Raw genomic sequence first — 13,928 nt, forward strand, 5'->3', positions numbered from 1 at the left:
TTGCCGATCTCAGGACTGCTTGTCGAAATTCATCAATTGCCATTGGCCATCGCCGGCCAGGCAGGTGCGGCCATAGAATTTGGCAATGCCGTCATAGGCATGGCGGCTGGTGACGAAGACCCGGCAGATCACGCCATTGCTGCGATCCTCGGAAATCGAGTTGATCACCCCAGCGCTTCCCGTTGTGGTATTGGCCCAGGGAACCGGGCTCGGACCCAATTTTTCAAGATCGGCGGAAGAAACCGCATTGCGCACCGTATCCTGGTCTGACCGTTTTTCCGGTTCGTTTGGAATGGTGCCTGTCGAAATCGACCGATCGACCTTTGGCGTATCGCCTCCGAAGTCCATGACGCCGCCGACACAGCCGCCCAACATGAGGCAAAGCGCCGCCATGGCCATAAAATGAGCGCTGGTGGCCCAGCGTCCCTTTCTGCATCGATCCGGCTTTGCTATGTCTCTCAAGACCTGTCCTGTCCTTCATGCGTCGGTGGCGGCGCGGGCATATGCGGAGCATTTAACATAATATGTCGCAAAATGAGTTAACAACCGGTGACTTTACCGAGGAGCATGAGCCTTTTGGCTTGTTCGAAACGTGGCTCACAGAGGCGAAGGCCTCGGAGATCAACGATCCCAACGCTGTCGCATTGGCGACAGTCGATGAAAGCGGCCTGCCAAATGTGCGCATGGTGCTGTTGAAGGATTTCGATCAAGCTGGATTCGTCTTCTATACCAATTTCGAGAGCCAGAAGGGTACGGAGATTCTCTCTCAAAAGAAAGCCGCGATGTGCTTTCATTGGAAATCCTTGCGACGTCAGGTGCGGTTGCGCGGCGAAGTGGAGGTGGTGTCTGACGCCGAGGCCGACGCCTATTACCAGACAAGACCGATCGGCAGCCGGATCGGCGCCTGGGCCTCGAAACAGTCGCGGCCGCTGGAGAGCCGGTTTGCGCTGGAAAAAGCGGTTGCCGAATATACGGCGCGTTACGCCCTGGGCTCTATTCCGCGTCCAGCCCATTGGTCGGGTTTCCGGATCAAGCCATTGACCATCGAATTCTGGCGCGACGGTAAATTCCGGCTGCATGATCGGATCGAGTTTCGCCGCGAGGCGCTGGACCAGCCCTGGAACAAGGTGCGCATGTATCCTTGATCTCGCAAGGGCCGCGCTTTCTCCCCTGTCACGCCGCCGGTTTGCGTGACATCAGGCGAAAAGGAATACCCGATGCCAGCGTCCGGACCGTGGCTGGCGTCTGGAAATGACCATTGAGTGAGATGCGCGGCAGGGCGTGCAAGCGCTGTCCGTCGCTCGCAAACAGTGTCGCGGGCCGGGTGGTGACTGCCAGACGGAAACCGGCCTCGCGCACCAAATCGATGGTACGGCTATCAACGCTACGGCCATCGCCATAGGGATAGGCGAAACTCACCGGACGCGTTCCGGTCAGGGTTTCGAGATAATCAGCTGAACGGTTCAATTCCTGCCGCACCGTTTCATCATCAAGCCCGGTCAAGCCTCTATGGCTGACCGAATGGGCGCCCAGGCTGACCAGCGGATGGGCGGCAAAATCGGCCAGCGCCTCCGAGGGCAGGATGGCTTTGGCAACGATGTCGCGGCTGTCTATGCCGACTTCTGCCGCCATCCGGTTCAGCCTGTCAATCATGTCTGCCTCGTCCAAGCCCGAGATCTGGCTGGCGATCTGCCGGAAGGCTGCGGCTTTGCGCAATGGTGTGTCGGTGGAGAGAATGCGCGTCCTGCCGTCGAAGTCCCATTTCAGCCGCTCAGCCTTGCGGGTCAGGGCCGCAAGGGTTTCCCACCAGAGGCCATGGCTACGCTCGCTGAGGCCCTGGCAGACAAAAACCGTGAAGGGCGCATCGAACCGCTCGAAGATCGGCAGGGCGAAGTCACGACTGCTGTAATAGGCATCATCCAGGGTAAAGGCTGCAAACGGCCTTTGACCTGGCCCTCTAGCAAGCCGTGCGGGCACATCTTCCAGGCGGATGAATTCGTAATTTTCCCGCCACAGGGCGCGAAGGGCGGTATCCAGGAACTGCGGGGTAATTTCCAGGTGCCGGTTGGGATCTGGCACCAGAGGAAGATAGGGGCGCACTTGATGCAGGGTGAAGATCGCGCCGAGCCCGCGCGCTTCCTTCCATGCACCGAACCTGCGCACAATCCCAGCCGCGACCAGTCCACCCGCGATCAGCCCATGCTTGAAGAGAGTACCATTCATACGTGATGTTCCGGCAGCCGCAGCTGCGCTATCTTTGAAAAAAGATGCTCTATAATTAGGTGTCCGAAATGGACCGGATCGGTACAATCGAAAGGGCAGTCCCATCCGGCCCAAAGGGTTATCGTCTCAATACCTGCCAGATTAATGGTACGGATTTAAGGAATTATGCATCGGCGCAGGTTTTAAGCCCGACTTCGGGGATGAAGCTGGTATTCTGGGGATAAAATCTATGGAAGGGCTGGACCTCACCGGGTTTTCTTCAGGCTTCGCACCATCCAGGGGGCCAGCAGGATTGCCGGAGCAAGGCAGGCCAAGCCAAACAGGAAGCTATTGCCGACCGCGTGGCGCAGGATTTCCGGCGATGCCGTGCCGGAAAAGCCGGAGCGATTGGCAATGAGACCGGCCAGTGCGGCCCCCATGGCATAACCGGCGGTTTGCAATGTGGGCAAAAGCGCTGAGGTCCGGTCACGGTCTTCAGGGGGGCTCGCCTCCATCATCGTCTGGCTGAGCGCTGCCCAGGCCATGCCAAAGGCCATGCCCACGCCGATGAGCGACAGGATCAGTCCTGGCAGATAACCGGTGGCAATGGCAAGCGTGGTGCCGGCAAGGCCGCCGGCCTCGGTGAAGACCCCCAGCAGGATCAGGTTTTCTCTGGCTTTTTGGGTGGAAATATTGGCGGTGATCACCGCCGTCAGGCTCCAGCTGACAGCCACCAGTGCGCTCAACGCCCCCGCTGCCATTGGCCTCATCGACCAGAGATGTTGCAGCGTATAGACGAGGTAGACGCCAAGAGCCGCCTCGGCAAGGGGCATGAGCAACACGATCCACAGACCAAGCCCGATTGGTGTTGACGCCAGAAAGGCGCCGCCGGGCAGGATCGGCTGAAGACTGTTTCTGTCAAGCGCCACAAACAGCATGAAAGCGGCAAGCGCCATGCCGATCATGGTGTTACGGGAGATCTCCAGCGCCGTCAGATTGGCCGCCAGCAACAGCAACAGCCCGACCAGCAGCAGGCTCAGCCGGCCTATCGGCAAGCCACCCGGATTGGCCGGGTTTTTGCCATTTTTCTCCCCTTTTGGAACAGCAATCCTGGCCAAGATCAGAAAGATGATACCGGCGGGAACGTTGACGAGGAAGGCTGCGCGCCACGAAATCGCCTCAGTCAACAGACCGGCCAGCACCGGTCCGCCAAAGGCCGATACCGCCCAGACGGCGGCTTCGATGCCGAAAATGCGGGCAATCAACCTGCGCGGGAAGAGCGTCGAGATCAGCATATAGCACAGCGCCAGGACAGCGCCTTCTCCAAGCCCCTGCAAGACGCGCCCGATGATGATACCTGCCATTGATCCCGCCAGACCGGCGGTCAGGGTCCCCGTCAGGAAAACCGTGGTGACGATAGCGAGCGCGCCTCGGGTGCCGACCCTGGCCTTCAGGCTGGCGCAACTTGCGCCAGCGATAATCGATGCTGCCAGATAGAGTGTGCTGGTCCAGGGCAACCACTGCGCGCCGCCAAGCTCGGCAATGGCCGAGGGCAGGGCGGTCGAGACAAGGAAAGCGTTGAAGGCATGCAGGCCAACTCCAAGGCTGACCATGACGGTTGCCGCTCTGAGGCCGGGGGTGAACAGATCGCGCCAATGCCCATTCTCCGGCATTATCGCATCAGCCGTTGTGGCTTCGGTGTTAATCTCCTGAATTTCCATGTTTTTTCAGTCCTTGCCATCTGCTCTGGTCAATTGATGATCGCCACGCTACAACCTCAACCTAAGTTGAGGTAAAGAGGAAAAACGCGGATGCAGGGTTTGAGCGTCGGTGAATTGGCTGAGCGCAGCGGCGTCGCGGTTTCGGCTTTGCATTTTTACGAGCGCAAGGGTTTGATTCGCGCCCGGCGCACCAGTGGCAATCAGCGGCGCTACGACCGGGACGTGCTGCGCCGCGTGGCGATCATCCGGGCCGCCCTGGCACTCGGCATTCCCTTGAAGGAGGTCGCGGCGATCATGGCGGATCTGCCGCAAGGCCAGACGCCGGGCCGGGAGGACTGGCGCCGGATTGCGACACGTTGGGCGCATAGTTTGGACCGGCGCATCGCCATGCTCGGTAGATTGCGCAACGATCTCGATGGCTGTATCGGCTGCGGTTGCCTTTCGATGACGCATTGCAACATCTTCAATCCCCAGGATATGGCGGGCGAGCGCGGCGAGGGGGCTGTATTTCTTCTCGATTCTGATAGGAACGAAGGGGGAAACCCTGCAGATTCCACAGAGTTGCCATAATTGGGCAACTCTTCATTAACAATATTGGGCAAGATGAAGGCGTTGCACAATTTCCTGCCCCATTTTGGGTCTAATGCCAGCACGTCCTCGTGCCGGTTCCGTGAAGTGTTCGAGGTCGTTTTCGTGAATTTGCCGATGAATTTGCCCAAGTATTTGCAGTGTAACCAGTCTGGAGGCCGAATGAGCAGGACCCTGATCGCGCTATCGTTGTTTGTGTCGATCAGCATGATGGCCAGCCCGGTTCTTGCAGGCAGCGCCCAGCTTCTGCTGGATGCACGCACCGGTCGGGTGATTGCCTCGGAAAATGCGGATATGCCCAACCATCCGGCATCGTTGACCAAAATGATGACCATTTATATGGTTTTCGATGCGATCCGCCGTGGCACGTTGAGCTGGGATAGCCCCGTGCCGTTTTCCAAATACGCCTCATCACGTCCGCCCACCAAGCTTCGCCTCAAGCCGGGTGAAGAAATTACCGTGCGCGAGGCGGTGCTGGGCATGGTAACCCTGTCAGCCAATGACGCCGCCGCCGCAATGGCCGAAAAGCTTGGTGGGACGGAAGAGAATTTCGCGGCGATGATGACGGCCAAGGCCCGCCAGCTCGGCATGCCCAATACCACATTCGTCAATGCGTCCGGCCTTCCCGACGATCGGCAGATCACCACCGCCCGCGACATGTCCACCCTCGGCGTAGCACTCCTGCGTGACTTTCCCCGCGACTACGCGCTGTTTTCCACCCGCAGCTTTGCCTTTCGTGGCCGGACCATCAACGGTCATAACAATCTCATGTACCGCTACAAGGGCATGGACGGCATCAAGACCGGTTATACCAATGCATCCGGCTATAACCTGGTCAGCGCCGTGGCCGATGGAAAGCGCCGGGTGATCGGCGTGATCATGGGCGGCCGCAGCGGCGCCAGCCGTGATAATCTGATGGCGCAACTGATCACCAAGAATATCGGCAAGGCCTCCGACGGCAATTCGCTGATCGCCAGCGCCGCTCCCACCGCTCCCATTGTCATTGCCCAGACCACTGGCAGCATTCCCCTGCCGCTCGACCGCAGCACCCCAATCGACCGCAGAGAGGTCGCCTCGGTCAGCGCGCAGGCCGATGCGCCGGTTCTTGGTTCCCGTTTTGGCAATGCTTATGCCGGTGGTGGCGCCAACAATGCCGCCGCAGCCACGGAAGCCCTGATTGCGGGTGCCCATCCGCGTCCCCTGAAGCCCATTCCGCTGCATCGTGACGGAACCTGGCAGATCCAGATCGCGGCTGCCGCCAGCGCCGAGGAAGCCATGAGCCTGCTGCAAATGGTCCGCGACAAGATCGGTGGACCGCTGGCCGACCGCGATATCTATACCGAAGCCGTCACCCGCAATGGTGCCACCGTGTACCGCGCTCGCTTCACCGGCTTTCCCAACAAAGACGATGCTCAAAGCGCCTGTGAGCGACTGGTAAAAAGTAGCTATGATTGCGTGCTGATGCCGGCCCGCGGCTAAGCGTTTCCAACGACTGCTGCAATCTCCTATCCGTATCCGTCGTGCCGTCTATCTTATCGATAGGCGGCACTATCATTTTGCAGAGGCTGGATAGGTTTCGATTATTCTCCCATCAGCATTTTCGATGCCTTGCTATAGATGAACGGCGCCCGAATGTTCTGTCGAGTTTCGGGGCCATATCCTAGGCTGTCCAATCTTCCTTAGGCTCTGTTTTCCACTCTCGACAATCTTGCGGAATCGCGCGATAAAGTCAAGAACAAACGGAGAACAATATGCTGTCTGATCTGATGGAGCGTTTTGAAAAGGCGTCGGCTACCTATGCAGCGGCCAATGGTGTCGAACGCGACGAGACCTGGTTCCTGCTGAAATTACTGGAGGAAGCGGGGGAGCTGGTTCAAGCGTCAAACCGCGTCAGCGGTCGCGGTCGCCAGAAGGGCATGAGCGAAGACGAATTGCGCCAACTGCTTGCCGATGAAACTGCTGATCTTTTCGGGCATGTTCTACTTTTTGCCCGTCATCACCGACTGGATCTGGAAAGCGCGATCCGGCGGAAGTGGCGGTTTGATCCCGAGGTTGCGGCAGCGGAATGAAAATCCGCCCCGCGCCTTACCTTGCCAGTTGCGAAGATCTCAAAGCTTCAATGTATTTGAGACCTTAGCCTTGGTATCAGAGTCTGCGAAGCGTAAAGGGCGCACCGAAGAAATGTAGCCACATGCGCTCCAGGATGTAGCCATGCGCCACTACGGGTGCCGTGGCGAAATCATAGAGCCTTGCATAGCTATCGGGTGAAACGGCTGTGACCAGATCGTTGCGAACCGCGAAAATTGCACCATAGGAAAACGTCCCCAGCAGATGCTTTTCGGCTTCGTCGGCAATGTGGTCCATGCGGCAGCGACGCAACATATGCGCGGCGATATTGATGTAAGCTTCCATACCGCCGTTCAGAAGGCGGTAGACTGTGCCCATGCCGAGGGCGCCATTGTCGATAAAGTCGACCGGACCCCAGGTGTAAAGCGAGAAATATTCCTCGCGAACCCGTGGGCCGCCCCGCAGCTTCGGGCGATAGGCATCCAGAAATTTTTGCGGCGGTACGTTTTTCTCTTCGACCCATGCCCAGGAGAGCGTCTGGATTTTTTCCCAGTCGGTCCAATTGTTCAGCAATTGGATGAAGTCAGGGCTGTGCGTGAAGGGGTCACCTTGAGCAAAGACCGTAAAATCGTGATTGCGCTGGCGCTGACCCATCATGTGATGGATATAGGTCTCAGATTCCCGCCCGACATTGGGGCGCGCAATGATATGATTGGCACGCTCAAGCACCTGCGGCGATGTGATCTCCTCGCCCTTGTTATAGATAAAAATCTCGAAATTGCTGGGGACCTGCGCGATCCATTCCAACTCTTCCGCATAACGGGCAATGACGAGTGTGTGCACCTGTGAACTCCTGGCAAGATACGGACGCAGTTTGCACCGCGCGATAACCCGATGGCATGCCGTAGGTCTAAGGCCAGAAGCTTGTCTGTGGCTTGAAGATTATGCGGAGTATCTGAAGTGCGGAACGCTACCAGAGTTATAGTATTTGGCGTTCCGAAAGCGCGTTATGCAAAAAAGCCGCAGCATTGGTGCAGATCATCGATGACCAATGTTGCCAACGCCCGAATTTCATCGGTCGGGGCCAGAAGATCGGGCACCATCACCGCCATCATGCCCGCCGAGGCTGCCGAGCGGATGCCGTTGTGGGAATCTTCCAATGCCAGACAATCGCCTGGTGCAATGCCAAGCCGCTCGGCTGCTGTCAGATAAGGGTCCGGCGCAGGCTTGCCCCTTGCGTAGTCGCCTAAAGCAACCACGTGATCGAACCGCTCTCGAATGCCAAAGCCGGAAAGGTGGTGCTGCACTTGGGAATGTGCGGAAGATGTGCAGATAGCCCGTGGAATGGCCTTGGTATCCAGCATATCGAGCAGGGCCACCACACCCGCCTTTAGCTTCAGTTCCAGGGCGGTCAACCGATCAAAATGGTCCACCCAGACTGCCCGAAAGGCTTCAGCGTCAAAATCCGGCCCATAATGGTCCTTCAGTAAATGCACGATCCCGTCCCAGGGGCGGCCCAGCATGCATTCATAGACCGATGGCCCGACATGCAGTCCTTCTTGCACACCTGCCGAAATCACCGCTTTGCGATAGAGGATTTCGCTGTCGAGGATGAGGCCATCCATGTCGAAGATAACGGCTTTAGGGATGCGGGGGAGCATGTGTCGCTATAGATCCAATGAGAGTTCTCGTTCGCCGAGATCCTGGTAAAAGCGCAGCAGATAACCGTCTGGATCGGCAACGACAAATTGTCTGTTGCCGCCCTCCATATTGCCTGTGCGATACCATTTGTCTTCCAGCGGCAGATAAAGGGCAATGGCTGCCTTTTCAAGGCGATCAAGGATGGCTTGTACATCCTCGACGCAGATCTGAACATTCAATCCGCGTCCAAATGGTCTTGTCAGCGGTGCACCGTCAATCTCGAACGTCCGGCCAAGCCCGATCTGATCGATCATCAACTGCGCGCCACTCCGTTCAAGGTAGCTGAACCCTTCTTCCGACCGCTCGTAACGCACCGAAAAGCCAAGCAGCCGAGTGTAGAACTCCCGGCTCTTATGCCAGTCCGTGACTGCAAATTCCGGAACCAGGGCATTCCCCATTACGCCCGCGTACCACCAACCGTGATCTGATCCATCCGCAGATGCGGCTGGCCAACGCCGACCGGAACCCATTGACCAGCCTTGCCGCAATTGCCGATGCCGGTGTCGAGTTTCATATCGTTGCCGATCATCGACACCCGTTTCATCGCTTCCGGTCCATTGCCGATCAGCATGGCACCCTTCACTGGTGCTCCGATCTTGCCATCCTCGATCATATAGGCCTCGGTGCAGCCGAACACGAATTTGCCCGAGGTGATATCCACCTGACCGCCGCCGAAGGACACGGCATAGATGCCCTTTTTGACCGAGGCGATGATTTCTTCCGGGCTCTTGTCGCCTGACAGCATGTAGGTATTGGTCATGCGCGGCATCGGCTGGTGGGCATAGCCCTGGCGGCGGCCATTGCCGGTTGGTGTCATGCCCATCAAGCGCGCATTCTGGCGGTCTTGCATATAGCCGACCAGCCGACCGTTTTCGATCAGCACGTTATAGGCCGACGGCGTGCCTTCGTCATCAACAGTGATCGAGCCGCGCCGGTTGTTGATCGTGCCATCATCGACCACGGTCACGCCGGGCGCGGCGACCATTTCGCCTAACAGTCCGGCGAAGGCCGAGGTTTTCTTGCGATTGAAATCGCCTTCCAGCCCATGGCCGACGGCTTCGTGCAGCATCACGCCCGGCCAGCCATTGCCGAGCACGACGTCCATGCTGCCAGCCGGAGCCTCGATGGCCTCCAGATTGACCAGCGCCTGCCGCAGCGCATCGTCAGCGCCTGCCTTCCAGCTCTCGTCGCTGAGGAAGTCGGCGAAGGACATCCGTCCGCCGGTGCCAAAAGAGCCGGATTCCTGCCGCTCGCCCTGGCCGGTCACCACGGAAATATTCATGCGGGTCATCGGGCGCACATCGCGGACCCGATGGCCATCGGCGCGCAGGATTTCCACCACCTGCCAACTGGCGGCAATCGAGGCGGAGACCTGGCGTACTTTCGGGTCCTTGGCGCGCAGATAGGCATCGATTTCTGACAGAAGCGCTACTTTTTCCTCGAAGGTCGGGCTGCCAATCGGGTTTTCATCGCCATAGAGCCGCACATTGGTGCGCTGCGGGGCGCTGGCATAGGAGCCGCTATAGCCATGGGTCACAGCCTTGACGGCATCAGCGGCGCGGCCGAGTGCCGATAGCGACAATTCGCCTGAATGGGCGTAACCCACCGCTTCGCCTGCCACTGAGCGCAGGCCAAAACCCTGGTCAGTGTTGAAACTGCCACCCTTCAGGCGTCCATTGTCAAAGGACAGCGATTCGGCCTGGGCGTGTTCAATGTAAAGTTCGCCATCATCCGATCCCTCCAAGGCCGCCGCGACGGTTTTCGACAGGGTATGCTCGTCGCAATCGAACAGGCTGATCAGATCGGTGGTCATGATTGTCTCCTTGGCTTACCCATTCCATGTAATCGGGCTTTGCGCATCGAACAAGGGCAAGGTCAATAAGCGCTAGCGCTCAGGGCAGGGCGTCATACCCTTCGCCAAAGCCGTTCAGCTCGACGGGAATACCGACCCGGTCCTGATCAGAGGATTCGCGCACTGCAAACACGGCGCTTTTGCCCGAACGCAGCACTTTCATCAGCTGATCGTCGATTTCCACTTCAACATAGCAGCCCTCGGCAAAGCAGCGGGTGAAGAAGGCGCGACCGACATTGTTATTGTCGACGTAAAGCTCCATGCCGTCCTTCAACAGCACGCCAAGCGGCGCCAGAATGCGCAGGATGCGGGCCTTGCGGTCGGCGGTCTTCAGCACCACCACGGACAGTCCTACTTCTGGGCGGTCCTCGGCAATCACATTCTGCATCAGGGCGCATTGTTCCTGCGAGGTACCGGCAGGCGTATCGCAAATGATCGACCAGGCGCCGTGATTGGAGCGCACCGTGCCTGCCTGCGGCTGTTGTGCCAGCGCTGCGCCCGCCTGCAATGTTGTTGCAAACCCTGCCGCAACGAGCCCCGCCGCGACAAGTCTAGCCCGCAACATTCTCTGGAAACCCATGGATACCTCTGGAATTCTGTTCAATCTTGTCATTCTCGCCTGCGCCGCACAAAGGATCAAGGGCCAAGGCCTTCGACATCCTTGCGCTATGCGCGCTGTATCTTCCTGTAACCTGCGATGATCGTCGAAACAAATCCAATCTGCGGTTATTGGCCCGACCGGTAAAAGGCCTGGCCCAAGACTGGACAAGACGAAAACCGGAGATGGGCTGACTATTGACAGTCTCCTTTCCAGCCGAGTGCGGCATAATTGGGGTGTTTGCCTGTGTTGCGATCAGGGTGAGACCCAGTTCAGGTCCCTGCGGTGACGAGATTTCAGGAGAATCTTCTCTGGCATTGCCCGCAAAGCGCGTACTGACATTTGCAGCGCAGGGCCGGGAGTTGCGCCAGTTCCGCCTGAATCTTTATGGCGATCTCTGTGGGATGAGCAAAAATGCCGCAGCGGCATGGACGTACGGTTGTTGCGAAATTGGCAAAATTGTGATTTTAAATTAGTATCATATCAGGGATTGTGCGTTTGCCATTGATTTGGGTCAAACGCGGGAGGGAGAGGCAACCGTGATAAAAACTCTTTTAAAAGTAATGGCCAGTTTGGCCACGGGTCTGGTCACGGGGACGGCAGGGCTGATGGCGGGTCTGGCGGGAGCCATGGTTCTCTGTCTTATGAGTGCCGTCGGTGCGATGGCGGACCAGCCGGTCGATTGGCAGCTCGACCTGCAACCCCATGCCAGCCCGGTGATGGAGCAGATCCGCTGGTTCAACCATTATACGTTGTGGTTCATCGTTCCGGTGACGCTGCTGGTTCTTGCTCTTCTGATCATCGTGGTCGTGCGGTTCAGGGCCAGCGCCAATCCGGTGCCGTCCCGCACCAGCCACAATACCGTGATCGAGATTGTCTGGACGCTGGGGCCGGTTCTTATTCTTTTCTTTCTCGCCATCCCGTCTTTCAATTTGCTCACCTATGAATTGACGATTCCGGAAAAGCCCGACCTGACCATCAAAGCCACGGCCACCCAATGGCAGTGGAACTATGAATACCAGGGTGAAAAGCAGCTGGCTTTCGACAGCTATCTGCTGAAGGACCAGGATCGCGCCAGCGCTGGCAAGGAAGATCACAAGATCTATCCGCGCCTTCTGGCTGTCGACAATGAAATGGTCTTGCCGGTCGGCAAGACAGTTCGCATGCTGGTGACGGCAGCGCCTTCCGACGTGATCCATTCCTTCGCAATGCCGTCTTTCGGCGTCAAGATCGACGCCGTGCCAGGCCGGTTGAACGAGACATGGTTCCGCGTCGACCGCGAAGGCCTGTTCTACGGCCAGTGCTCGGAGCTCTGCGGCAAGGACCATGCTTATATGCCGATCGCCATCCGTGTCGTTTCGGCTGACAAGTACAATGCCTGGATGACGGCGGCCGCAAGCGATCTTGGTGCGGCCAACAAGGCTCTGATGGCAGCAACGGATGGTCCGAAGGCCGCCAATCAGCTGGCTCAGAACGTTTCCACAATGACCGTTTCGAACTGAGGGGAGTGAGGACAATGGCTGGACATACCGGCGAGGGCGCTCATGCACCCGAACATTCACACGAACATTCACATGATCACAAGCCGGGTTTTGCCGCCCGCTGGCTGTTTTCGACCAATCATAAGGACATCGGCACGCTCTACCTGATCTTCGCCATTATCGCGGGCGTGATCGGCGGGGCGCTGTCGGTGGCCATGCGCATGGAATTGCAGGAGCCTGGCATCCAGATCTTCCACGGTCTGGCAGCTATGGTTTACGGCTTCGAGGGCGATGCCGCCATCGATGGCGGCAAGCACATGTATAACGTGTTCACCACCGCGCATGCGTTGATCATGATCTTCTTCATGGTCATGCCGGCGCTGATCGGCGGTTTTGCCAACTGGATGATCCCGATCATGATCGGCGCGCCGGATATGGCGTTTCCGCGTCTCAACAACATCTCCTTCTGGCTGATCGTTCCGGCTTTCGTGCTGCTCCTGCTCTCGATGTTCGTCGAAGGCCCGGCAGGCGCCTACGGTGTCGGCGGCGGCTGGACGATGTATCCACCCTTGTCGACCTCCGGCCAGCCTGGCCCGGCGGTGGACCTGGCGATCTTTGCTCTGCATGTGTCGGGTGCCTCGTCTATCCTTGGTGCAATCAACTTCATCACCACCATTCTCAACATGCGCGCGCCGGGCATGACCCTGCACAAGATGCCGCTGTTTGCCTGGTCGGTTCTGGTCACGGCTTTCCTGCTGCTTCTGTCCCTGCCGGTTCTGGCCGGTGGCATCACCATGCTGCTGACCGACCGCAATTTCGGCACGACATTCTTTGCCCCCGAAGGCGGTGGTGACCCGATCCTCTACCAGCACCTGTTCTGGTTCTTCGGCCATCCGGAAGTCTATATCCTGATCCTGCCCGGTTTCGGCATCGTCAGCCACATCATCTCGACCTTCTCGAAAAAGCCGGTTTTCGGCTATCTCGGCATGGCCTATGCCATGGTCGCCATCGGCGCCGTCGGGTTCGTGGTCTGGGCGCATCATATGTATACGGTCGGCCTGTCCCTGGCCGCCCAACGCTACTTCGTCTTCGCAACCATGGTGATCGCGGTGCCGACTGGCATCAAGATCTTCTCGTGGATCGCCACCATGTGGGGCGGCTCGCTGTCCTTCCGCACTCCCATGGTCTGGGCCATCGGCTTCATCTTCCTGTTCACCGTTGGCGGTGTGACAGGCGTGCAGCTGGCCAATGCCGGTCTCGACCGCTCGCTGCACGACACCTATTATGTGGTGGCCCATTTCCACTACGTTCTGTCGCTGGGTGCCGTGTTTGCAATTTTCGCCGCCTGGTATTATTGGTTCCCAAAAATGTCGGGCTATATGTATAGCGAGTTCATCGGCAAGCTGCATTTCTGGGTGATGTTCGTCGGCGTCAACATGGTGTTCTTCCCGCAGCACTTCCTGGGGTTGGCCGGCATGCCGCGCCGCTATATCGATTACCCAGATGCATTTGCAGACTGGAACCGGATTTCATCCTACGGCTCCTATCTTTCGGGCGTCGCGGTGTTGATCTTCCTGTTCGGCGTGTTCGAGGCTTTTGCCAGGAAGCGGGTGGCAGGCGACAATCCGTGGGGTGAAGGTGCGACCACACTGGAATGGCAGCTGTCTTCGCCGCCGCCATACCACCAGTGGGAACAGTTGCCCCGCATAAAATAGACA

The 13,928-nt window shown here is 58.2% G+C and carries 14 protein-coding genes; 6 read left to right on the forward strand and 8 right to left on the reverse strand.

All coding sequences use genetic code 11. The features are described 5' to 3' along the window. Positions 1-9 precede the first annotated feature (9 nt). Complete coding sequence (locus G6L01_RS02255) at positions 10-462, reverse strand: RT0821/Lpp0805 family surface protein (RefSeq protein WP_234891934.1); 453 nt, start codon at positions 460-462, stop codon at positions 10-12. 62 nt (positions 463-524) lie between these two features. On the opposite strand from G6L01_RS02255, the gene pdxH reads away from it, so the two are divergent. Beyond that, entirely contained in the window at positions 525-1,145 is a 621-nt protein-coding gene (gene pdxH, locus G6L01_RS02260; RefSeq protein ID WP_070167644.1) for a pyridoxamine 5'-phosphate oxidase, read from the forward strand. A 28-nt stretch (positions 1,146-1,173) separates the two neighbouring features. On the opposite strand, the gene G6L01_RS02265 is transcribed toward pdxH, so the two are convergent. Continuing rightward, positions 1,174-2,223 (reverse strand): polysaccharide deacetylase family protein, encoded by a 1,050-nt coding sequence (locus G6L01_RS02265; protein WP_070167645.1) that lies wholly within the window; start codon positions 2,221-2,223, stop codon positions 1,174-1,176. A gap of 245 nt (positions 2,224-2,468) precedes the next feature. Beyond that, positions 2,469-3,923, reverse strand: coding sequence for an MFS transporter (locus tag G6L01_RS02270; protein ID WP_081344263.1), 1,455 nt, complete (start codon positions 3,921-3,923; stop codon positions 2,469-2,471). A gap of 90 nt (positions 3,924-4,013) precedes the next feature. On the opposite strand from G6L01_RS02270, the gene soxR reads away from it, so the two are divergent. The 3 genes from soxR (at position 4,014) to G6L01_RS02285 (ending at position 6,580) form a co-directional block, all read left to right on the forward strand. Then, positions 4,014-4,493: a redox-sensitive transcriptional activator SoxR gene (soxR, locus tag G6L01_RS02275; RefSeq protein ID WP_070167646.1), complete on the forward strand. Its 480-nt coding sequence runs from the start codon at positions 4,014-4,016 to the stop codon at positions 4,491-4,493. Between the two features lie 180 nt (positions 4,494-4,673). Beyond that, positions 4,674-5,990 (forward strand): D-alanyl-D-alanine carboxypeptidase, encoded by a 1,317-nt coding sequence (locus G6L01_RS02280; protein WP_070167647.1) that lies wholly within the window; start codon positions 4,674-4,676, stop codon positions 5,988-5,990. Positions 5,991-6,262: 272 nt separating this feature from the next. Further along, entirely contained in the window at positions 6,263-6,580 is a 318-nt protein-coding gene (locus G6L01_RS02285) for a pyrophosphohydrolase domain-containing protein (protein WP_070167648.1), read from the forward strand. Positions 6,581-6,656: 76 nt separating this feature from the next. Here G6L01_RS02285 and G6L01_RS02290 read toward each other — a convergent pair whose 3' ends face one another. The 5 genes from G6L01_RS02290 to G6L01_RS02310 form a co-directional block, all read right to left on the reverse strand. Continuing rightward, complete coding sequence (locus G6L01_RS02290) at positions 6,657-7,421, reverse strand: hypothetical protein (protein ID WP_070167649.1); 765 nt, start codon at positions 7,419-7,421, stop codon at positions 6,657-6,659. Between the two features lie 164 nt (positions 7,422-7,585). Further along, positions 7,586-8,239 (reverse strand): HAD family hydrolase, encoded by a 654-nt coding sequence (locus tag G6L01_RS02295; protein ID WP_070167650.1) that lies wholly within the window; start codon positions 8,237-8,239, stop codon positions 7,586-7,588. A gap of 6 nt (positions 8,240-8,245) precedes the next feature. Continuing rightward, positions 8,246-8,677, reverse strand: a complete 432-nt coding sequence (locus G6L01_RS02300; RefSeq protein ID WP_070167651.1) for a bleomycin resistance protein — start codon at positions 8,675-8,677, stop codon at positions 8,246-8,248. Next, positions 8,677-10,092 (reverse strand): metalloprotease TldD, encoded by a 1,416-nt coding sequence (tldD, locus tag G6L01_RS02305; RefSeq protein ID WP_070167652.1) that lies wholly within the window; start codon positions 10,090-10,092, stop codon positions 8,677-8,679. Before tldD ends, G6L01_RS02300 begins: the two co-directional genes overlap by 1 nt. A 79-nt stretch (positions 10,093-10,171) precedes the next feature. Further along, complete coding sequence (locus G6L01_RS02310) at positions 10,172-10,711, reverse strand: invasion associated locus B family protein (RefSeq protein WP_141747328.1); 540 nt, start codon at positions 10,709-10,711, stop codon at positions 10,172-10,174. Positions 10,712-11,337: 626 nt separating this feature from the next. Between G6L01_RS02310 and coxB the strand changes: the two genes are divergently transcribed. Together coxB and ctaD are read left to right on the forward strand one after the other, a co-directional pair. Then, positions 11,338-12,231, forward strand: a complete 894-nt coding sequence (gene coxB / locus G6L01_RS02315) for a cytochrome c oxidase subunit II (RefSeq protein ID WP_070167877.1) — start codon at positions 11,338-11,340, stop codon at positions 12,229-12,231. A 14-nt stretch (positions 12,232-12,245) separates the two neighbouring features. Continuing rightward, complete coding sequence (gene ctaD / locus G6L01_RS02320) at positions 12,246-13,925, forward strand: cytochrome c oxidase subunit I (protein WP_071206255.1); 1,680 nt, start codon at positions 12,246-12,248, stop codon at positions 13,923-13,925. The last annotated feature ends 3 nt before the right edge of the window (positions 13,926-13,928 follow it).

Origin of the sequence: Agrobacterium vitis (genome assembly GCF_013337045.2) — a bacterium.
GTDB lineage: Bacteria > Pseudomonadota > Alphaproteobacteria > Rhizobiales > Rhizobiaceae > Allorhizobium > Allorhizobium vitis_B.